The sequence below is a fragment of the Pseudomonas sp. KH_021 genome (genome assembly GCF_057838865.1).
The window spans coordinates 1,011,704-1,032,508 of the sequence record NZ_CM174477.1; the positions used below are offsets into that span (position 1 = coordinate 1,011,704).

Consider the following 20,805-nt stretch of genomic DNA (forward strand, 5'->3'; position numbering starts at 1 on the left):
TTGCGCATGACTTCCCATGTTTTCAAACCCGATATGCCACCACCGGTCAAGGCCGTGGGGGTGCTGGCCTGGATGCGCAGCAACCTGTTCTCAAGCCCGCTCAACACCCTGCTGACCCTGTTTGCCGTGTACCTGGTCTGGCTGATCGTGCCGCCCTTGCTGCAATGGTCGATCTTTGACGCCAACTGGGTCGGCACCACCCGCGCCGACTGCACGAAGGAGGGCGCCTGCTGGGTCTTTATCCAACAGCGATTCGGCCAGTTCATGTACGGCTACTACCCCAGCGAATGGCGCTGGCGGGTTGACCTGACCGTATGGCTGGCGGTCATCGGTGCCGCGCCGCTGTTTATCTCACGCTTCTCGCACAAGCTGGTCTACGGCCTGGGCTTTCTGGTGCTCTACCCAGTCATCGCTTACCTGCTGCTGCACGGCGGCCTGGGCTTGCCACAGGTGCCGACCAGCCGGTGGGGCGGGCTGATGCTGACCCTGGTGATCGCCACCGTCGGTATCGCCGGTGCCTTGCCGCTTGGCATTCTGCTGGCGCTGGGGCGTCGCTCGGATATGCCGGCGGTGCGGGTGGTGTGCGTGACTTTCATCGAGTTCTGGCGCGGGGTGCCGTTGATCACCGTGCTGTTCATGTCCTCGGTGATGCTGCCGCTGTTCCTGCCCGAGGGCATGAGCTTCGACAAGCTGTTGCGGGCGATGATTGGGGTGATTCTGTTCCAGTCGGCTTATGTGGCCGAGGTGGTGCGTGGCGGCATGCAGGCCATTCCCAAGGGCCAGTATGAAGCGGCCGCGGCCATGGGCCTGGGCTACTGGCGCAGCATGGGCCTGGTGATCCTGCCGCAGGCCTTGAAGCTGGTGATTCCAGGCATCGTCAACACCTTCATTGCCCTGTTCAAGGACACGAGCCTTGTGATCATCATCGGCCTGTTCGACCTGCTCAACAGCGTCAAGCAGGCGGCAGCCGACCCCGCCTGGCTCGGCATGGCGACCGAGGGCTACGTGTTCGCGGCCCTGGTGTTCTGGATTTTCTGTTTCGGTATGTCCCGCTACTCCATGCATCTGGAGCGCAAGCTGGACACAGGCCACAAGCGTTAGGAGTGTTCTCATGAGTGAAGCGATCAAACAGCCTGTGGGCCCTGAAGGCATTATCCAGATGCAGGGCGTGAACAAGTGGTACGGCCAGTTCCACGTACTCAAGGACATCAACCTCAATGTGCGCCAGGGCGAGCGCATCGTCTTGTGCGGGCCGTCGGGCTCGGGTAAGTCGACCACCATCCGCTGCCTCAACCGCCTGGAAGAACACCAGCAGGGGCGGATCGTGGTCGATGGCGTGGAGCTGACCAACGACCTCAAGCAGATCGAAGCCATCCGTCGTGAAGTTGGCATGGTGTTCCAGCACTTCAACCTGTTCCCGCACCTGACCATCCTGCAGAACTGCACGCTGGCGCCGATGTGGGTGCGCAAGATGCCCAAGCGCAAGGCCGAGGAAATCGCCATGCACTACCTGGAGCGGGTGCGTATCCCCGAGCAGGCGCACAAGTTTCCGGGGCAATTGTCCGGTGGCCAGCAGCAGCGGGTGGCAATTGCCCGTGCGCTGTGCATGAAGCCCAAGATCATGCTGTTCGACGAACCGACTTCGGCCCTCGACCCGGAGATGGTCAAGGAGGTGCTGGATACCATGATCGGCCTGGCCGAAGACGGCATGACCATGCTCTGCGTGACCCACGAGATGGGCTTTGCCCGCACCGTGGCCAATCGGGTGATCTTCATGGACAAGGGCGAGATCGTCGAGCAGGCCGCACCGTACGACTTCTTCGACAATCCGCAGAATGAGCGGACCAAGCTGTTCTTGAGCCAGATCTTGCATTAAACCCTGTTGGTCGCGATGGCCTTACCGCGGTTTATCTTGGATCGCGGCGATGCCATCGCGACTAAAGTCTGCTCCTACGGGGATTTGCCAAATCCCGGAATTCTCTTTAGTCTCGTACATCCAAATTCGTCCGATGATTGGATGTTATGCCCGACGCTCCCCTGCTCATCAAACGCTCGCTGGTCGATCAAGCCCTTGATCAACTGCGCCAACGCATCGCCAGCGGCACCTGGGTCGTAGGCCAGAAGCTGCCGACCGAACCAGAACTTGCCGCCGAACTTGGCATCAGCCGCAACACTGTGCGTGAAGCCATGCGCGTGTTGGCGTTCACTGGCCTGATCGAAGTGCGCCAGGGCGATGGCAGTTACCTGCGTGGCTGTGTCGATCCGCTCGACACGCTCAAGGCATTGTCGCGTTGCACCCTGGAGCAGGCCCGCGAGACCCGACACCTGATCGAAGCCGAGGCCATCGGCCTGGCGGCCTTGCGGCGTACCGAAAAAGATCTGCAAGATCTGCGCGAGGCGCTGGAAGAATCCCGCAGTCACTTCCATGCCGACCTGGATTGCTACATCGCGTGCGACATGGTGTTTCACCGTCGCCTGATCGATGCCGCGCACAACCCGGCGTTAAGTGAGCTGTACCGCTATTTCTCCAATGTCGTGGCTGGTGCCATTTGCCACAGCATGAGCCAGGGCCCTCGCCAACAGCGGGTTTTCGACCTGCATGTGGACATCCTCGACGCCGTCGAGCAAGGCGACGCCGAGCGCGCCAAGGCGCTCAGTCGCATGCTCATCAATGAACCCTGATACCGAGACATCCATGACTGATCACCTGAAACAGGCCCAGCCTGCGCCAGCCCTCGAAGAGCTGTTGATTGACTGCGAGGCTGATGATGAGCAAGTGCAACGACAGCCCGTGCAGCTGAACCGGCCCTGGTTGTTGTTGCTGGGCCTGGTGTTGGTGGCACTGAACCTGCGCCCGGCGCTGTCGAGCATGGCGCCCTTGCTGAGCCAGGTCAGCGAAAGCCTTCACTTGAGCGCTTCCCAGGCAGGCTGGCTGACCACGTTGCCGGTGCTTTGCCTGGGCCTGTTTGCGCCACTGGCGCCGCTACTGGCGCGGCGCTTGGGCAGCGAGCGGGTGGTATTACTGATTCTGCTGACATTGGCAGCAGGTATTGCCCTGCGCAGTACGCTGGGCAGTTTCGGTGTGTTTGCTGGCAGCATTCTGGCCGGCGCCAGTATTGGCGTGATTGGCGTATTGCTGCCGGGCATCGTCAAGCGAGACTTTGCCAAGCAGGCCGGGACCATGACCGGGGTCTACACCATGGCCCTGTGCTTGGGCGCCGCCCTGGCGGCGGGTGCCACCGTACCCTTGAGCCATAAGCTTTCGGACACCTGGCAACTGGGGTTGGGTTTCTGGTTGATCCCGGCCTTGATCGCGGCAGTGTTCTGGCTGCCACAGGCCAAGCGGGGCCTTGGCGCTCATCAGGTGGCGTATCGGGTCCGTGGCCTTATGCGCGACCCCCTTGCCTGGCAAGTGACCTTGTACATGGGGTTGCAGTCGTCGTTGGCCTATATCGTATTTGGCTGGTTGCCTTCGATCCTGATCGGCCGCGGCCTGACCCCCACCCAGGCGGGCCTGGTGCTGTCTGGCTCGGTGATTGTCCAATTGGTCAGCTCGCTCACGGCACCCTGGCTGGCCACCCGTGGCAAGGACCAGTGCCTGGCTATCGTGATTGTCATGCTGCTCACGTTGGCCGGCCTGTTTGGCTGCCTGTATGCACCGCTCGATGGCCTGTGGGGCTGGGCGATAGTTCTGGGGCTGGGGCAGGGTGCGACCTTCGCCCTGGCCTTGACCTTGATTGTGCTGCGCTCACCTGATGCCCATGTGGCGGCAAACCTGTCGAGCATGGCCCAGGGGGTGGGCTACACCTTGGCGTCCATGGGGCCCTTTGCGGTCGGATTGGTGCATGACATGACCGGCGGTTGGAGCGCCATCGGCTGGATCTTTGCCATCGTTGGGCTGGGGGCCATCATTGCCGGCCTGGGCGCTGGCCGTGCACGGCATGTGCAGGTGGTCAGCGAGCGGGTGTGAGACTATCGTGCAGGACATTACTTCCTGCACGGATGACGTTCATGAGCGAAGCCAACAGCGCCCTGATTACCCGCTTCTATCAAGCCTTCCAGCGCCTCGATGGCGAGGCCATGGCGGCCTGCTACAGCGACGATGTGGTCTTCAGCGACCCGGTCTTCGGCACATTGCGCGGCAAGGACGCAGGGGACATGTGGCGCATGCTCACCACCCGCGCCAAGGATTTCTCCCTGACTTTCGATAATGTCCGTGCCGATGAACGCAGCGGTGGCGCCCACTGGGTGGCCACCTACCTGTTCAGCCAGACGGGTCGCACAGTGGTCAATGATATCCAGGCTCGCTTTGTGTTTCGCGACGGCAAGATCTGTGAGCATCACGACAGCTTCGACCTGTGGCGCTGGGCTCGTCAGGCGCTGGGTGCCAAGGGCCTGCTGTTGGGTTGGACGCCACTGGTGCGAGATAAGGTTCGCCAGCAGGCACTAAAAGGCCTACATAGCTTCCAGGGGTAGGAGCCAGCCTTGGCTGCGATGAACGCACCGCGGTTAGCCTGATGCACCGCGGTGCGTTCATCGCGGCTAAAGCCGGCTCCTACCCCGAGTAAACGCCGTACCCTGCGTGTTAGCATTGCGCGTCTTTCCAACCTGTTACCAGACCTGCCAGTGAACGATTCAATCTCCCCCAAGCCCTGGTTCGTCTATCTGGTGCGTGCCGCCAACGGTTCGCTCTACTGCGGCATCAGCGACAATCCCCAACGCCGTTTCGCCTCGCATCAAAGCGGCAAGGGGGCGCGCTTTTTCAGTACCAGCCCTGCGGTCGCACTGGTGTATGTGGAACCTTGGCCAAGCAAGGCCGAGGCCCTGCGCCATGAACGCTTGATCAAGCAGCTGAGGAAGAGCGCCAAGGAAAAACTGGTCGAGTCATGGGTAGGCCCGATAACGCTTGGCGGGTAAGCTAAACCCTTCCCCCAGCCAAACGGATGTCCCGATGAGCGAGCTGATCCTGCATCATTACCCGACCTCACCCTTTGCGGAAAAAGCCCGGTTGCTGATGGGCTTCAAGGGCCAGTCGTGGCGTTCTGTCCTGATAGCTCCGGTGATGCCCAAGCCGGACCTCACTGCCCTGACCGGCGGTTATCGTAAAACGCCGGTGCTGCAAGTAGGCGCCGATATCTATTGCGACACGGCGTTGATTGCAAGGCGCCTGGAACAGGACAAGGCTCTGCCAGTCCTCTTTCCAGAAGGCCGGGAAATGGTCGTGGCAAGCTTCGCCGCCTGGGCCGATTCAGTGGTATTCCAGCATGCAGTCAGCCTGGTGTTCCAACCTGAATCCGTTGCCGTTCGGTTTGCTCGCCTGGCCCCTGAAGCGGTCAAGGCGTTCGTTGAGGATCGCAAGGCGTTGTTCAGCGGCGGCAGCACTCAGCGCTTGTCAGTCGAGCAGGCCAAACACCAGTGGCCCACCATAATGGCTCGGCTGGAGCAGCAGTTGCAGCGCGAGGAGGGCGACTACCTGTTCGGCGAGCCGTCGATTGCCGATTTTTCCATGGCCCACCCATTGTGGTTTCTCAAGGCTACGCCGGTGACCGCGCCGTGGGTGGACGCATACCCTGCGGTGCATGCCTGGCTCGGACGAGTACTCGGATTTGGTCACGGCGCCTACAGCGAGCTGAGCGCCGAAGATGCACTGGCGATTGCTCATGACGCTACGCCTGCAGAGCTGCCGGAAGAAATGTTCACCGAGCCCAATGGTTTCAAACCCGGTGATCGGGTTGCGATTGCGGCAACGGACTATGGTGTGGATAGCGTGGAAGGCGAATTGGTATTCGCAGGCGTCGAGGAGCTGATTGTGCGCCGGGAAGACCCGCGGGCAGGCGTGGTACACGTCCATTTCCCACGGTTCGGCTTCAGGATCGAAGCCCGCTGAACGACACAATCCGGAAAACCCAATGCCGGACCACCGTGGTTTATCCGGACACGGCGGTGATGCCATCGCGAGTAAACTCTGCTCCTACCGGTGTAGGAGCAGAGTTTACTCGCGATGGGCGCGCCGCGGTGTATCAGGCAGGCCGCGGCGCGCGAAGTTTTTAATCCTTGCGGCGCTTGAGCTGGTCGGTCAGTTGAGTCGGCAGGCCTTTGATGATCAGCGTCCCGGCTTCTTCGTCGTACTCGATCTTGGAGCCCAGCAAGTGCGCTTCAAAACTGATCGACAAGCCCTCGGCGCGGCCAGTGAAGCGGCGGAATTGATTCAGGGTGCGCTTGTCTGCCGGGATCTCCGCTGACAAGCCGTAATCCTTGTTGCGGATATGATCGTAGAACGCCCGTGGACGGTCTTCGTCGATCAGCCCCGACAGTTCTGTCAGGGTCACCGGCTCACCTATCTTCGTCTGGCTTGTGGCGTAGTCCACCAGTGTCTGGGTCTTTTCCCGGGCGGCTTCCTCTGGCAAGTCTTCGCTTTCGACAAAATCGCTGAAAGCCTTGAGCAGGGTGCGCGTTTCGCCCGGTCCGTCAACGCCTTCCTGGCAGCCGATAAAGTCGCGGAAGTATTCCGAGACCTTCTTGCCGTTCTTGCCTTTGATAAAGGAAATGTACTGTTTGGAGTTTGGGTTGTGCTGCCACTCGGAAATATTGATCCGCGCGGCCAGGTGCAACTGGCTCAGATCCAAGTGGCGGGAGGGGGTCACATCCAGCTCGGCGTTCACCGCCACGCCATCGCTATGGTGCAGCAGGGCAATGGCCAGGTAGTCGGTCATGCCTTGTTGGTAATGGGCAAACAAGACGTGCCCGCCCACTGAGAGGTTAGATTCCTCCATCAGCTTCTGCAGGTGCTCCACGGCCACGCGGCTGAAGCCAGTGAAGTCTTTGCCGTCGTCCAGGTATTCCTTGAGCCAGCCACTGAAAGGGTGGGCGCCGGACTCAGCGTGGAACAAGCCCCAGGCTTTGCCTTGTTTGGCGTTGTAGCTGTCGTTGAGGTCGGCGAGCAGGTTTTCGATGGCAGTCGACTCGGCCAGTTCCGAATCGCGGGCATGCAGCACAGCAGGGGTGCCGTCGGGTTTCTTGTCGATCAGGTGGACGATACAGTGACGGATCGGCATGGGTTTCTCGGCTGAAAAAGGGCTGGTGGCGGCCAGGGCGCAGCCGCGCGACAAAGGCGCCAAGTGTAGCGCATCGGCCGTAAACATGGGCCCGAACGGTGGTTGTGATCGTTTTTTGATCGTTTTTTGTTCGTTTGTGCGCGAAACCTGAACAAATGGCCAGGATGAGGCGGATATTTATCTGTTCGTATGGTAGTTTTGCGCGGTCTTGCGCCGTACAGCGGCGTATAGCTTGCAGTCTGCAATGGTCTGGTCGAACCAAACGCGGTTTTTAGTATCTACATCCCCGATTGGCGTGGCTATAACCGGATCGCCAACCATCGGCAGGTCCGGCCTCGATGACTGACGTTGCACTCTGCAATCCAACTGAATTTGATTAGGGAAGGAACACCACCATGGCATTGACCAAAGACCAACTGATCGCCGATATCGCTGAAGCTATCGACGCGCCGAAAACCACCGCGCGTAACGCACTGGAGCAACTGGGCCAGATCGTTGCCGACCAGCTGGAAAATGGCGCTGAAATCACTTTGCCAGGCATTGGCAAACTGAAAGTCACCGAGCGTCCTGCCCGTACCGGCCGCAACCCTTCGACTGGCGCTGCCATCGAAATCGCTGCCAAGAAAGTCGTCAAGTTTGTTCCAGCCAAAGTGCTGACCGATTCTGTAAACAAGTAATTGTAAACAGAAACGAAAACCGCGCCCGAGCATGCTCAAGGCGCGGTTTTTTTATGCCTGTGATTTGGCCCAGCGTTGTTGCCGCCAGGCCTGACGGGCTTGCGGCGCGTGGAAGGTCCAGGCCACCAGGCGGCTTTGCTTCTGCCCTTGGCCCATCTCCACCACACGGCTGTCTTGCACGCCGGCCTTCTTCAAGGCTGTCTGAATCGCCGGTAGGTTCGAAGCCTTCGAGACCAATGTGCTGAACCACAGCACCTGCTTGGCGACGTGCGCGCTTTCGTTGATTAACTGGCTGACGAAACGAATTTCACCGCCTTCGCACCAGAGCTCGTTGTTCTGCCCGCCAAAGTTCAATACCGGCAGTTTACGCTTGGGGTCAGCCTTGCCCAAGGCGCGCCATTTGCGTTGGCTGCCACGGGTGGCTTCTTCGCGAGAGGCATGGAAGGGCGGGTTGCAGAGGGTGATGTCGAAACGCTCATCCTCGCTGAGCATGCCCAACAGGATGTGCTTGCGGTTGCCTTGGGCGCGCAAGCTGATGGCCTTGCTCAAGCCATTGGCCTTAACGATCGCCTGGGCGGCAGCCAGCGCCACTGGGTCGATGTCCGAGCCGACAAAGCGCCAGCGGTAATCGCTGTGGCCGAGAAGAGGGTAGATGCAGTTGGCACCGACACCGACGTCCAGCGCCTGCACCATCGAGCCTCGCGGAATATCCCCGGCGTTTTCTTCGGCCAACAGGTCGGCCAGAAAATGCAGGTAATCGGCGCGACCAGGAATCGGCGGGCACAAGTAATCCGCCGGGATGTCCCAATGCTGGATGCCGTACTGGGCCTTGAGCAGGGCACGGTTGAAGACTCGCACGGCCTCGGGATCGGCGAAGTCGATGCTGGGCTTGCCATAGGGGTTGGTGATCATGAAACGGCCCAGCTCGGGGCTGCTCTTGATCAAAAGCGGGAAGTCGTAGTGGCCTTGGTGGCGGTTGCGCGGGTGCAGGGTGGGTTTGTTGGGTGTGGTCATGGGTGTTCCTTAAAGCATCGCGGGCGAGCCCTGCTCCTACAGAAAACCGTGGTGGCTCTGTAGGAGCAGGGCTTGTCGGGTCGCCGCACCGCCGCGATGGCGTCGCTACAGTCAGCGAGTCTTACAAGCTGGCAATCCGCGCATGTTGCTCGGTGAAGTTGGCCAGGGCCTGTTCGGCGTCAGCCAGCTTGGCGCGTTCCTTGTCGATCACGGCAGGCGGTGCCTTGTCGACGAAGGCTGCGTTGGACAGCTTGCCGCCCACGCGCTGGACTTCGCCTTGCAGGCGCTGGATTTCCTTGTTCAGGCGAGCCAGTTCTGCGTCCTTGTCGATCAGGCCGGCCATCGGCACCAGCACCTGCAGGTCGCCAACCAGGGCCGTAGCGCTCAGCGGCGCCTCGTCCTGTTCGCCGAGCACGGTGAAGGATTCGATCTTCGCCAGCTTCTTGAGCAGCGCTTCGTTTTCTTGCAGACGGCGCAGGTCTTCGGCGCTGGCGTTTTTCAGGAACAGTTGCAGAGGCTTGCCCGGGCCGATGTTCATTTCGGCGCGGATGTTGCGCACGCCCAGCATCAGCTCCTTGAGCCACTCGATATCGCCTTCGGCAGCCACATCGATGCGGGCATCGTTGGCCACTGGCCATGGCTGCAGCATGATGGTCTTGCCTTCGGCACCGGCCAGCGGCGCCAGGCGCTGCCAGATTTCTTCGGTGATGAACGGCATGAACGGGTGCGCCAGGCGCAGGGACGCTTCCAGTACCCGCACCAAGGTGCGACGCGTGCCACGGGCGCGCTCGACCGGGGAATTTTCGTCCCACAGTACCGGCTTGGACAGCTCCAGGTACCAGTCGCAGTACTGGTTCCAGATGAACTCGTACAGGACCTGGGCGGCCAGGTCGAAGCGGAACTGCTCCAACTGGCGGGTCACTTCGGCTTCGGTACGCTGCAGCTGGGAGATGATCCAGCGATCAGCCAGCGACAACTCGTAGGCCTCGCCGTTCTGGCCGCAGTCTTCGCCCTTGTCGAGCACATAACGGGCGGCGTTCCAGATCTTGTTGCAGAAGTTGCGATAGCCTTCGACGCGGCCCATGTCGAACTTGATGTCGCGGCCAGTGGAGGCCAGCGAGCAGAACGTAAAGCGCAGGGCATCGGTACCGTAGCTGGCGATCCCTTCGGGGAACTCGGCCTTGGTCTGCTTGGCGATCTTGTCGGCAAGCTTTGGCTGCATCATGCCGCTGGTGCGTTTTTCCAGCAGCGCGTCCAGGGTGATACCGTCGACGATGTCCAGCGGGTCAAGGACGTTGCCCTTGGACTTGGACATCTTCTGGCCCTGGCCGTCACGGACCAGGCCGTGTACGTACACGGTCTTGAACGGAACCTGTGGGGTGCCATCCTCGTTCTTCACCAAGTGCATGGTCAGCATGATCATCCGGGCAACCCAGAAGAAAATGATGTCGAAACCGGTCACCAGCACGTCGGTGGAGTGGAAGGTCTTGAGGAATTCGGTCTGCTGCGGCCAGCCCAGGGTGGAGAAGGTCCACAGCCCCGAACTGAACCAGGTGTCGAGCACGTCGTTGTCCTGGTTCAGGACCACGTCGGCACCCAGGTTGTGCTTGCTGCGAACTTCTTCTTCGCTACGGCCGACATAGACCTTGCCCGACTCGTCATACCAGGCCGGAATCCGGTGGCCCCACCACAGCTGGCGGCTGATGCACCAGTCCTGGATGTCGCGCATCCAGGAGAAGTACATGTTCTCGTATTGCTTGGGCACGAACTGGATCTGGCCATCTTCCACGGCGGCAATGGCAGGTTCTGCCAAAGGCTTGGTGGAGACGTACCACTGGTCGGTGAGCCACGGCTCGATCACGGTGCCGGAACGGTCGCCTTTCGGTACTTTCAGGGCGTGGTCATCCACGCTGACCAGCAGGCCAGCGGCTTCGAAGGCCGCAACGATTTCACGGCGGGCCTGGAAGCGATTGAGGCCTGCGTATTCGGCCGGCAGGCGTGCGTCGATGCTGTCGTTCAGGGTGCCGTCCAGGTTGAACACCTGGGCTGCCGGCAACACGTGAGCATTCTTGTCGAAGATGTTCAGCAGCGGCAGGTTGTGACGCTTGCCGACTTCGTAGTCGTTGAAGTCGTGGGCCGGGGTGATTTTCACACAGCCGGTGCCGAATTCCGGGTCGCAGTAGTCGTCGGCGATGATCGGGATGCGGCGGCCTACCAGTGGCAGTTCGACAAACTTGCCGATCAGGGCCTTGTAGCGCTCGTCTTCAGGGTTTACCGCGACGGCCGCATCACCCAGCATGGTTTCCGGGCGGGTGGTGGCGACGATCAGGTAGTCCTTGCCGTCGGCGGTCTTGGCGCCATCGGCCAATGGGTAGCGCAGGTTCCACAGGTGACCTTTCTCGTCGTGGTTCTCCACTTCAAGATCGGAAATCGCCGTGTGCAACTTGGTATCCCAGTTCACCAGGCGCTTGCCGCGGTAGATCAAGCCGTCTTCGTGCAGGCGCACGAAAGCTTCCTTGACCGCTTCCGACAGGCCGTCGTCCATGGTGAAGCGCTCGCGGCTCCAGTCTACGGAGGAGCCCAGGCGGCGGATCTGGCGGCTGATATTGCCACCGGACTGCTCTTTCCATTCCCAGACTTTATCCAGGAACTTCTCGCGGCCCAGATCGTGGCGGTTCAAGCCCTGCGCTTCGATCTGACGCTCGACCAGCATCTGCGTGGCGATACCGGCGTGGTCGGTACCTGGCTGCCACAGGGTGTTGCGACCCTGCATGCGGCGGAAACGGATCAAGGCATCCATGATCGCGTTGTTGAAACCATGACCCATGTGCAGGCTGCCGGTGACGTTCGGCGGCGGGATCATGATGGTGTACGAGTCGCCCGCGCCTTGCGGGGCGAAGTAATTCTCGGACTCCCAGGTGTTGTACCAGGAAGTTTCAATGGCGTGCGGCTGGTAGGTCTTATCCATGCGCGGCGGGACCCTTAGGCATTTATTCAGGAAAGCCGGCAAGTATAACGGGGATAAGGCGCGGGGCGTAGCGCGAGGTGATGGCAGGCGGGAGAAATGTTGTGGCGTGGCCTTACCCGGGCAACGGCCCCGTGCATTCTCATGGTGAACCCGTAGAGTGCCTGTCAACAGATTGCATGAGCCACACGGGGTGCCTGCCTTGGCTTCTCCTTTGTTCTTGAGATCGAGCGCCGCCCGCGCGGCGCATCGCCGGCTAAAGCCGGCTCCCACATTGGTTGCAACGTGCCATGGCCTGTGGGGTAGGGGTTGTTAGCCTTGGTAGTTCGGCTTTAGATTTTTGTGATTTCGGGGGACGCGTGGCTGACAACTCCACTCTCACAGGCCATGGCACGTTGCAACCAATGTGGGAGCCGGCTTTAGCCGGCGATGCGCCGCGCGGGCGGCGCTCGATTTGGACAACAACACAAAACCCAAGGCAAGCGCAAAGAAGCCTTGATACGGCCCTACGCTCCGGGCAGCACTATTTCCCGAGCAACCGCTCCAGCCGAGCATCCAACCGGCGCTTGATCTCGTTTTCAATATGCGGGGCGAAGTCGTCAATCACCTCTTGCATGATCACCTGTGCCGCAGCGCGCAGTTCGGTATCCAGGTGCAACAGGGTTTGTTGGCGCTGGCTGGCTGGGTCCGGCTGTTGAGCAGGTTCCGGCTCAGCCAAAGGCGTTTGCTCAACCTGATCGGACAACAGCGGAATCTGCTCTTGCGGCTCGACGGTATCGGTCAGCAGTGGTGGTTGCAGGGTGTCGTCGCCGAGCAATTGGCGAATCGACTCAAGGTCGTCCAGCAAGAGTGCGGATTTGGGCAGGGGGTTCGGAGTGTCCATCGTGAGCTCAAAGTCGGTGTAGGCGGTGATCTTGCAAAGGATAGCCCTGTTCGCGGTAGAAACGGAAACTCTCCCGCGCGGCCTGACGAATCGCCGGGTCTTCGACCACGACCTCGGCAATCCGAGCAAATTGCTTGAAGAAGGCGGGCACGCGTAGATCCAGATTGACCAGCAGGTCGTGATGCGTGCCGGCATCAAGGGTAAAACCCAGGGCCACGACGGCCGTGGGGTCTTGCTCGACCAAGCTGTGCGGTACGAAACTCTCGCCCTTGAATTGCCACAGGCGGGCATCCAGTGCATCGCGCTGGGCTGCGTCAGTGCAATGCAGGTAAACCCGATGCCCCAGGCGCCAGGCTTTTTCCGTGAGTTTGCAGGCAAAATCCAGGCGAGCGGCCGGGTCGCTGCTCGGGAGGATATAGAAATCGACTTTGGTCATGGTCCTTCCACACCGGCCCTGCACCCCATCGGGTGCAGGGCCGGTGATCAGTTTCAGGCGTTGGCGCGATCAAGCAGGTACTGGGTCAGCAGGGGCACCGGGCGGCCGGTGGCGCCCTTGTCCTTGCCACCGCTGACCCAGGCCGTGCCGGCGATGTCCAGGTGAGCCCACTGATAGGCCTTGGTGAAGCGCGAGAGGAAGCAGCCTGCGGTGATGCTGCCGGCTTTCGGACCGCCGATGTTGGCGATGTCGGCGAACGGGCTGTCCAATTGCTCCTGGTATTCGTCGAACAGCGGCAGTTGCCAGGCGCGGTCATCGGCGCGCTTGCCGGCGCTGAGCAGTTGCTCGACCAGGGCGTCGTCATTGCCCATCAGGCCCGACGTATGGCTGCCAAGGGCAACGATGCAGGCGCCGGTCAGGGTGGCGATGTCGATCACCGCTTGAGGTTTGAAACGCTCGGCGTAGGTCAGGGCATCGCACAGCACCAGGCGGCCTTCGGCGTCGGTGTTGAGGATTTCCACGGTCTGGCCGCTCATGGTGGTGACAATGTCGCCCGGGCGGGTAGCGCCGCCGCTTGGCATGTTCTCGGCGCAGGCCAGGATGCACACCAGGTTGATTGGCAGTTCCAGCGCCAGCACCGCATGCAGGGTACCGAATACGCTGGCGGCACCGCACATGTCGTATTTCATTTCATCCATGCCGGCACCGGGCTTGAGGCTGATGCCACCGGTGTCGAAGGTGATGCCCTTGCCGACCAGCACGAATGGTTTTTCGGTTTTCTTTTTCGCGCCCTGATAATTGAGCACGATCAGGCGGGGTGGCTGGTCGCTGCCCTGGCCCACGGCCACGAACGCGCCCATGCCCAGTTCCTTGAGCTTTTTCTCGTCGTGGATTTCGACTTTAAGGTTCTTGTTGGCCTTGCCGAGGTTTTTCGCCTCTTCGGCCAGAAAGCTTGGGTGGCACAGGTTAGGTGGCAAGTTACCCAGGTCGCGCGTGAAGCTCATGCCTTCAGCGATGGCGCTGGCGTGTTTGACGGCGCGTTCGACGTCCGCCTGATTGGCCTTGGTGGTCAATAGGGTGATTTTCTTCAGCGCGGACGGCTCGCCTTTCTGGCTCTTGAAACGATCAAACACATATTCGCCGTCAAGCAGGGTTTCGGCCAGCAGGCGGGTCTTGCCATAGGCGTCGCGGCCCTTGACGACCATTTCGTCCAGTACCAAGGTGGCATCGCTGCCGCCCAGGCCCTTGAGGGTGTTGAGCGTAGCGCTGGCGATCTTGCGCCAGGTGCGATCACCGATTTCGTCATCCTTGCCGGTGCCGATCAACAGCACGCGTTCGGCCTTGAGGTTGGCGACAGCGTGCAGCAGCAGGCTTTGCCCGGCCTTGCCAGCCAGGTCGCCACGCTTGAGCACAGCGCTGATGGCGCCGCCGCTGACAGTGTCCAGTGCCTGGGCCGTGGTGCCGAGCTTGCGACCTTCGCCAACCGCGATCACCAGCGTTGCGGTTTTAATCGATTCTGCAGCTACGCTTTTTACAACCAATTCCATTTTCGGGTCCCCGAATGAACTGTCAGTGTGTGCACGGTCTAGATGTGCGCTCAATGCAGCCCGGCCCATCCGGCCAAGGCTGTGAGAAAGCCGCCAGTTTGAGCTTGCACAAGGGAGCCTGACAACCCTGATTTAGTGCATTGCGTGACGGTTTGAGTGTGCCAAGTGACAGGCAGGGGCAATCACAGGATAATGCGCCGACTTTTTCAATGGTTCGTGCGCACGAGCCGAAAACTGTCCTGGCTGCTACGTTTTCCTTGTTTGGCCGCCTGAGCCTGACAATCCTGGAGTGTCTGGTTTGATCGTCTTCCGTTATCTGTCCCGCGAGGTCATGGTGACCTTGAGTGCCGTCAGCGCCGTGCTGTTGGTCATCATCATGAGCGGGCGCTTCATCAAATACCTGGCCCAAGCGGCGCAAGGCATCCTTGATCCGGGCGTGCTGTTCCTGATCATGGGCTTTCGCCTGCCGGGCTTTTTGCAGCTGATCCTGCCCCTGGGGCTGTTTCTCGGGATCCTGCTGGCATATGGCCGGTTGTACCTTGAGAGTGAAATGACCGTGCTGTCGGCCACCGGCATGAGCCAGCAGCGTCTGCTGGCCATGACCATGGCGCCGGCGGCAGTGGTCGCCTTGCTGACAGCCTGGCTGAGCCTGAGCCTGGCGCCACAAGGTGTGACCCAGGTGGCCCAGATCATCAACCAGCAGGACGCCCTGACGGAGTTCGATACCCTGGTGCCAGGCCGATTCCAGACCCTGCGCGATGGCACGCGAGTGACCTACACCGAGGAGTTGTCCGAGGATCGCGCGAGCTTGGGCGGGGTATTCATCTCCGAGAAGCGCGTTTCGCAGGACAAGAGCAAGGACCGTGGCATTTCGGTGCTGGTGGCCGAGAAAGGTCGCCAGGAAATACACCCCGACGGCAATCGCTACCTGATCCTGGAAAACGGCTACCGCTATGATGGCAACCCGGGCCAGGCCGATTACCGCGCCATTCAGTACGAGACCTACGGGGTGCTGTTGCCCAAGCCTGAAGTCAGCGAAGACATCACCGAGCGTGAAGCCATCCCGACCCGCGAGTTGATTGGCGCCGAGGGCCTGCGTGAGCGTGCCGAGCTGCAATGGCGCCTGTCGCTGCCATTGCTGGTGTTCGTAGTGACCCTGATGGCCGTCCCCTTGTCTCGGGTCAATCCGCGCCAGGGCCGCTTCCTCAAGCTGCTACCGGCGATTCTTTTGTATATGGCTTACCTGACAATGTTGATTGCCGTGCGTGGTGCCCTGGAGAAGGGCAAGTTGCCGATAGAGTTGGGGGTATGGTGGGTGCATGGCATCTTCCTGCTGATCGGCCTGGGGCTGATGTACTGGGAGCCGATGCGCCTCAAGCGCGCCGCTCGCCGTGCGGAGGTGGCCCGTGGTTAAACTGGATCGGTATATCGGCTCAAGCGTATTGGTCTCGATCCTTGGGGTATTGGGAATCATTCTTGGCTTGGCGTCGCTGTTCGCCTTTATCGACGAGATGAGCGACATCAGCGATTCCTACACACTGCTGGATGCTGGCAATTTCGTTTTGTTGACCGCTCCTCGGCGGCTCTACGACATGCTGCCGATGGCCGCGTTGATCGGCTGCCTGATCGGCCTGGGCAACCTGGCCAGCCACAGTGAATTGACCATCATGCGAGCGGCCGGGGTCTCCATCGGCCGTATCGTCTGGGCAGTGATGAAACCGATGCTGGTGCTGATGCTGGCGGGCATCCTGATTGGCGAGTATGTGGCGCCTATCAGTGAAAACAAGGCCCAGGCCGACCGTTCGCTGGCCCAGGGCAGCGGTGATGCACAGTCGGCCAAGCGCGGCTTGTGGCACCGTCAGGGCGATGAATTCGTCCACATCAACACGGTGCAGCCCAATGGCTTGCTGTATGGCGTGACGCGTTATCGTTTCGATAAGGAGCGTCACCTGCTGACCTCCAGCTTCTCGAAAAAAGCTCAGTACGACACGGATCACTGGCAGCTCACGGACGTGACGACCACCCATTTCCGGGGTGATCACACCGAGGTCATCAAGGAACCCCAGGAGCGTTGGGAGGTGGCCTTGACGCCGCAACTGCTCAGCACCGTGGTGTTGGCGCCTGAATCCCTGTCGATTTCCGGCCTGTGGAGTTACATCCATTATTTGGCCGATCAGGGCCTGAACAATGAGCGCTACTGGCTGGCGTTCTGGACCAAGGTCCTGCAGCCACTGGTGACGGCGGCGCTGGTGCTGATGGCGATATCGTTCATCTTTGGCCCATTGCGCTCTGTCACCCTGGGCCAGCGCGTTTTTACCGGCGTGCTGGTGGGCTTTGTGTTCCGTATCGCCCAGGACTTGCTGGGGCCGTCGAGCCAGGTATTTGGCTTCTCGCCGTTGTTGGCGGTGGTGATTCCGGCGGGTGTCTGTGCATTGGCGGGCGTCTGGTTGTTACGACGAGCCGGATGACACAAACCGCAACAAAAAACGCCGACCTCAAGGTCGGCGTTTTTGTGTGCGATTGAATGTGGCTATTTTTTCTGCTTTGGAATACGCACCAATTGGGTGTCGGAATAGATGTCGTGCCAACCGCGTTTGCGCTTGTCCACCAGTGCCCAGAGAAAACCCAGTCCCAGGCATAGCCACGAACCGATAGACACCACAAAGCGCAACAAGGCTTGCCACAGGCTGATCGCACTGCCATCGGCATTCTGTACTCGAATGCCCCAGACTTGCATGCCCAGGGTCTGGCCCGAGTGGGTCCAGAATTTGGCGAAAAACCCGAACAACATGAACAGCAGAAGGGTTGAGAGCAGGGGGTCGCGGTCCAGTGCCCCGGCATCCGACAGCTCTCTCAGGCGTGCCTCGCCTATGAACGCCATCATCACCAGCTTGTAGGCCAGGGTGGTGACCATCAGCAGGGCAGTGCACAGCAAAAAGTCATAAAACATCGCTGCCAGCCGCCGACCAAGGCCAACGGCCGGGAAGTCGCCCTGGGGGCGCAACAGGTGCTTGGGCATGGTGACAGGCTCTCCTTGCGCTAAAAAACCGCCATTCTACGGAATGCCGGGCACAAAAAAGCCCTTGCTGTTGCCAGCAAGGGCTTTTTTGAAAAGACGAATCAGCCTTCTGCTTGAACTTCGTCAGCTTGCATGCCTTTCTGGCCCTGCACAGCGATGAAGGTCACTTTTTGGCCTTCTTTCAGGCTCTTGAAGCCGTTGCCCTGAATAGCGCGGAAGTGCACGAACAGATCCGGGCCGCTTTCTGGAGTAATGAAACCAAAACCTTTCTCGTCGTTAAACCACTTGACGGTACCGCTCTGACGTTGCGACATAGCTTATTTCCTATGAAACTTAGAATTAGTAACAGCTTCTTCCAAATGAAAGAGTACTGGGCTGGGTTGCAGGAAAGTAAGAGACGACGAACGGGTTGTAGCAACATTCAGAGCTACTGCCCAGGTCACGAACCATAGCGACCCATGCAAACACAGTGAACAGACTCTACGCCAACTCCCAAGGCAAAAACAAGCCCTGGAAGCCGCTGTTTTGCTACCTTTTGACCTAAGTCAGGCAGGTTATTGACTCGTCATTCCTGACAGGTTTTTCACCTGTGTTCGAATGTTACAAAAAGGTTCGATATTGAAACGTCGCTGCCCATTTGAGTGGGTAGCGACGTAACAGAATCACGTCGTTAGTATGAATTTTCAGTGACTTAGCCGCGATAGTAACGCTGGGCAACGAATGGCAACTTGGCAACTTTCATTGCCACTCGCTTGCCACGAACAATGGCCCATACTGGCGTATCAAGAGCGGTATGCGCGACATCCAGATAGCCCATGGCCACCGGGCCACCCAGGGTCGGGCCAAAACCGCCACTGCAGACATTGCCAATGATCTCACCCGCTTCATTGACGATTTCAGCGCCCTCACGCACTGGCGTGCGCTCTTGCGGCAACAACCCTACACGCTTGCGTGCCACCCCCGTCTGTTGCTGATCGAACACCCGCTCAGCCCCCGGGAAGCCGCCGGCACGCACGCCATCGGCGCGGCGGGCCTTGGAAATCGCCCACAGCAGGCTGGCTTCGATCGGCGTGGTTTCAGTGCTCATGTCGTGGCCATACAGGCACAGGCCGGCTTCCAGACGTAGCGAGTCACGCGCGCCCAGGCCGATGGCGGCGACTTCCGGTTCAGCCAGCAGGGCACGCGCCAGGGCATCTGCGCTGTCGCTCGGAACCGAGATCTCGAAACCGTCTTCGCCGGTGTAGCCGGAGCGGCTGACGTAGCACTCCACGCCCAGCAACACCACGCGGGTGAACTGCATGAAAGTCATGCTCGCCACTTCGGGCGCCAGGCGCGCCAGCACCGTGACCGCAGCCGGGCCTTGCAGGGCCAGCAGGGCGCGTTCTTCGAACAGCGGCTGGATCTCGCACTGGCCGGCCAGGTGCTGGCGCAGGTGGGCCAGGTCCTGGTCCTTGCAGGCGGCGTTGACCACCAGGAACAGTTCGTCGTTGCCTAGGTTCGCGACCATCAGGTCGTCGAGGATGCCGCCGTTGGCATCGGTGAACATCGCATAGCGCTGCATGCCCACCGGCAGGTCGAGGATGTCGACCGGCACCAGGGTTTCCAGGGCCTGGGCGGCACCTGCGCCGAGCAGGCGGATCTGGCCCATGTGCGAGACGTCGAACAGGCCGGCCTGTTCACGGGTGTGCAGGTGTTCCTTCATCACGCCCAGCGGGTATTGCACCGGCATGTCATAGCCGGCGAACGGCACCATGCGTGCGCCCAGCTCCAGGTGCAGGGCGTGCAGCGGGGTTTTCAACAGGGATGGGGTAGACATGCACAACTCCTAGCATTCGATAATGTTGACAGCCAGACCGCCGCGGGCGGTCTCTTTGTATTTGCTTTTCATGTCGGCGCCGGTCTGGCGCATGGTGCGGATCACCTTGTCGAGCGAGACAAAATGCTGGCCGTCACCGCGCAAGGCCATGCGCACGGCGTTGATGGCTTTGACCGAGCCCATGGCGTTGCGCTCGATGCAGGGCACCTGCACCAGCCCGCCAATCGGGTCGCAGGTCAGCCCCAGGTTATGTTCCATGCCAATTTCGGCGGCGTTCTCGACCTGCTGGACGGTCCCGCCGAGCACCTCGCAGAGCGCGCCGGCCGCCATCGAACAGGCCACCCCGACTTCGCCCTGGCAGCCGACTTCGGCGCCGGAAATCGAAGCGTTTTCCTTGTAGAGAATGCCGATGGCGGCGGCGGTGAGCAGAAAACGCACCACGCCGTCCTCGTTGGCACCGGGGATAAAGCGCATGTAGTAATGCAGCACCGCCGGCACGATTCCGGCCGCGCCGTTGGTGGGCGCGGTGACCACTCGCCCGCCGCTGGCGTTTTCTTCGTTGACGGCCAGGGCGTAGAGATTGACCCAGTCGAGAACCGAGAGCGCGTCGCGCAGGTTGGCTTCGGGGTGCTCGCACAGCTGTCGGTGCAGTGCTGCGGCCCGGCGCTTGACCTTCAATCCACCGGGCAGGATGCCTTCACTGTGGCAGCCAGTTTCGACGCAATCCTGCATCACCTGCCAGATATGCAACAGGCCAGCGCGGGTCTCGGCTTCGGGGCGCCAGGCCGCTTCGTTGGCCAGCATGATCTGGCTGATCGAACAACCCTGGGCTACGCAGTGGCCAAGCAACTCCTTGGCGGTCTTGAACGGGAAGGGCAGCACTGTACTGTCTTCAACAATCCGGTCGGCCCCGGCCGCATCTTCATCGACCACGAAACCGCCGCCGACCGAGTAGTACTCGCGGCTGCGAATCTGCAGGCCAGCGCCATCGAAGGCACGAAAGACCATGCCGTTGGGGTGATAGGCGAGGGGTTTGCGGATCATTGCCAGGTGCTGCTTTTCGACGAACTCGATGGCATGCCTGCCCAGCACATTCAGCCGTCCACTGCTGCGGATCTGCTGCAAGCGCTCGGGGATGGCGTGGGTATCGACGGTGTCCGGGTGTTCGCCCTCAAGGCCCAGCAACACCGCCTTGTCACTGCCGTGACCTTTGCCGGTGGCGCCAAGCGAGCCATAGAGCTCAGCCCTGATCTGGGTGGTGCTTTCGAGAAGGCCGTCGCGCAGCAGGCCTTCGGCAAAGCGAGCGGCGGCCCTCATGGGGCCGACCGTATGGGAACTGGAGGGGCCAATGCCGATCTTGAACAGGTCGAACACGCTCAAAGACATAACATAA

At 60.6% G+C, this 20,805-nt stretch carries 20 protein-coding genes; 10 read left to right on the forward strand and 10 right to left on the reverse strand.

Annotated features, from left to right (window positions below; genetic code table 11):
* Nucleotides 1-6: 6 nt before the first annotated feature.
* The 7 genes from AC3IX4_RS04785 to AC3IX4_RS04815 all read left to right on the forward strand — a co-directional run bounded on the left by AC3IX4_RS04785 (nucleotide 7) and on the right by AC3IX4_RS04815 (nucleotide 5,887).
* Nucleotides 7-1,101, forward strand: coding sequence for an amino acid ABC transporter permease (locus AC3IX4_RS04785; protein WP_489259474.1), 1,095 nt, complete (start codon nucleotides 7-9; stop codon nucleotides 1,099-1,101).
* Between the two features lie 10 nt (nucleotides 1,102-1,111).
* Nucleotides 1,112-1,876: an amino acid ABC transporter ATP-binding protein gene (locus tag AC3IX4_RS04790; protein WP_489259475.1), complete on the forward strand. Its 765-nt coding sequence runs from the start codon at nucleotides 1,112-1,114 to the stop codon at nucleotides 1,874-1,876.
* 146 nt (nucleotides 1,877-2,022) lie between these two features.
* Nucleotides 2,023-2,682: a FadR/GntR family transcriptional regulator gene (locus AC3IX4_RS04795; RefSeq protein ID WP_489259476.1), complete on the forward strand. Its 660-nt coding sequence runs from the start codon at nucleotides 2,023-2,025 to the stop codon at nucleotides 2,680-2,682.
* Nucleotides 2,672-3,970: a CynX/NimT family MFS transporter gene (locus tag AC3IX4_RS04800; RefSeq protein WP_489259477.1), complete on the forward strand. Its 1,299-nt coding sequence runs from the start codon at nucleotides 2,672-2,674 to the stop codon at nucleotides 3,968-3,970. Before AC3IX4_RS04795 ends, AC3IX4_RS04800 begins: the two co-directional genes overlap by 11 nt.
* Before the next feature lie 41 nt (nucleotides 3,971-4,011).
* Nucleotides 4,012-4,476, forward strand: a complete 465-nt coding sequence (locus AC3IX4_RS04805) for a nuclear transport factor 2 family protein (RefSeq protein WP_489259478.1) — start codon at nucleotides 4,012-4,014, stop codon at nucleotides 4,474-4,476.
* A 150-nt stretch (nucleotides 4,477-4,626) separates the two neighbouring features.
* Nucleotides 4,627-4,917 (forward strand): GIY-YIG nuclease family protein, encoded by a 291-nt coding sequence (locus AC3IX4_RS04810; RefSeq protein ID WP_489259479.1) that lies wholly within the window; start codon nucleotides 4,627-4,629, stop codon nucleotides 4,915-4,917.
* A 34-nt stretch (nucleotides 4,918-4,951) separates the two neighbouring features.
* On the forward strand, nucleotides 4,952-5,887 hold the full coding sequence (locus AC3IX4_RS04815) for a glutathione S-transferase family protein (protein WP_489259480.1): 936 nt from the start codon (nucleotides 4,952-4,954) through the stop codon (nucleotides 5,885-5,887).
* A gap of 160 nt (nucleotides 5,888-6,047) precedes the next feature.
* Here the strand turns inward: AC3IX4_RS04815 and yejK are convergent, their stop codons facing one another.
* Entirely contained in the window at nucleotides 6,048-7,055 is a 1,008-nt protein-coding gene (gene yejK, locus AC3IX4_RS04820; protein ID WP_489259481.1) for a nucleoid-associated protein YejK, read from the reverse strand.
* 395 nt (nucleotides 7,056-7,450) lie between these two features.
* On the opposite strand from yejK, the gene AC3IX4_RS04825 reads away from it, so the two are divergent.
* Nucleotides 7,451-7,732 carry an HU family DNA-binding protein gene (locus AC3IX4_RS04825; RefSeq protein WP_489259482.1) on the forward strand — a complete coding sequence of 94 codons (282 nt, stop codon included), beginning with the start codon at nucleotides 7,451-7,453 and terminating at the stop codon, nucleotides 7,730-7,732.
* A 51-nt stretch (nucleotides 7,733-7,783) separates the two neighbouring features.
* Here the strand turns inward: AC3IX4_RS04825 and rlmF are convergent, their stop codons facing one another.
* The 5 genes from rlmF to AC3IX4_RS04850 all read right to left on the reverse strand — a co-directional run bounded on the left by rlmF (nucleotide 7,784) and on the right by AC3IX4_RS04850 (nucleotide 14,577).
* Nucleotides 7,784-8,746 (reverse strand): 23S rRNA (adenine(1618)-N(6))-methyltransferase RlmF, encoded by a 963-nt coding sequence (gene rlmF, locus AC3IX4_RS04830; protein WP_489259483.1) that lies wholly within the window; start codon nucleotides 8,744-8,746, stop codon nucleotides 7,784-7,786.
* Between the two features lie 121 nt (nucleotides 8,747-8,867).
* Nucleotides 8,868-11,714, reverse strand: coding sequence for a valine--tRNA ligase (locus AC3IX4_RS04835; RefSeq protein WP_489259484.1), 2,847 nt, complete (start codon nucleotides 11,712-11,714; stop codon nucleotides 8,868-8,870).
* A gap of 520 nt (nucleotides 11,715-12,234) precedes the next feature.
* Nucleotides 12,235-12,594 (reverse strand): DNA polymerase III subunit chi, encoded by a 360-nt coding sequence (locus AC3IX4_RS04840; RefSeq protein WP_489259485.1) that lies wholly within the window; start codon nucleotides 12,592-12,594, stop codon nucleotides 12,235-12,237.
* 7 nt (nucleotides 12,595-12,601) lie between these two features.
* Nucleotides 12,602-13,030 (reverse strand): DNA polymerase III subunit chi, encoded by a 429-nt coding sequence (locus AC3IX4_RS04845; RefSeq protein WP_489259486.1) that lies wholly within the window; start codon nucleotides 13,028-13,030, stop codon nucleotides 12,602-12,604.
* 53 nt (nucleotides 13,031-13,083) lie between these two features.
* Nucleotides 13,084-14,577 (reverse strand): leucyl aminopeptidase, encoded by a 1,494-nt coding sequence (locus AC3IX4_RS04850; protein WP_489259487.1) that lies wholly within the window; start codon nucleotides 14,575-14,577, stop codon nucleotides 13,084-13,086.
* Between the two features lie 298 nt (nucleotides 14,578-14,875).
* Here AC3IX4_RS04850 and lptF point away from each other — a divergent pair, with 298 nt between their 5' ends.
* On the forward strand, nucleotides 14,876-15,991 hold the full coding sequence (lptF, locus tag AC3IX4_RS04855; protein ID WP_489259488.1) for an LPS export ABC transporter permease LptF: 1,116 nt from the start codon (nucleotides 14,876-14,878) through the stop codon (nucleotides 15,989-15,991).
* On the forward strand, nucleotides 15,984-17,045 hold the full coding sequence (lptG, locus tag AC3IX4_RS04860) for an LPS export ABC transporter permease LptG (protein WP_489259489.1): 1,062 nt from the start codon (nucleotides 15,984-15,986) through the stop codon (nucleotides 17,043-17,045). Before lptF ends, lptG begins: the two co-directional genes overlap by 8 nt.
* A 62-nt stretch (nucleotides 17,046-17,107) precedes the next feature.
* On the opposite strand, the gene AC3IX4_RS04865 is transcribed toward lptG, so the two are convergent.
* The 4 genes from AC3IX4_RS04865 to AC3IX4_RS04880 all read right to left on the reverse strand — a co-directional run bounded on the left by AC3IX4_RS04865 (nucleotide 17,108) and on the right by AC3IX4_RS04880 (nucleotide 20,798).
* Complete coding sequence (locus tag AC3IX4_RS04865; RefSeq protein ID WP_489259490.1) at nucleotides 17,108-17,596, reverse strand: RDD family protein; 489 nt, start codon at nucleotides 17,594-17,596, stop codon at nucleotides 17,108-17,110.
* 101 nt (nucleotides 17,597-17,697) lie between these two features.
* Nucleotides 17,698-17,910, reverse strand: a complete 213-nt coding sequence (locus AC3IX4_RS04870) for a cold-shock protein (RefSeq protein WP_007931076.1) — start codon at nucleotides 17,908-17,910, stop codon at nucleotides 17,698-17,700.
* Nucleotides 17,911-18,287: 377 nt separating this feature from the next.
* Complete coding sequence (gcvT, locus tag AC3IX4_RS04875; RefSeq protein WP_489259491.1) at nucleotides 18,288-19,412, reverse strand: glycine cleavage system aminomethyltransferase GcvT; 1,125 nt, start codon at nucleotides 19,410-19,412, stop codon at nucleotides 18,288-18,290.
* A gap of 9 nt (nucleotides 19,413-19,421) precedes the next feature.
* Complete coding sequence (locus tag AC3IX4_RS04880) at nucleotides 19,422-20,798, reverse strand: L-serine ammonia-lyase (RefSeq protein WP_489259492.1); 1,377 nt, start codon at nucleotides 20,796-20,798, stop codon at nucleotides 19,422-19,424.
* Nucleotides 20,799-20,805 lie beyond the last annotated feature (7 nt).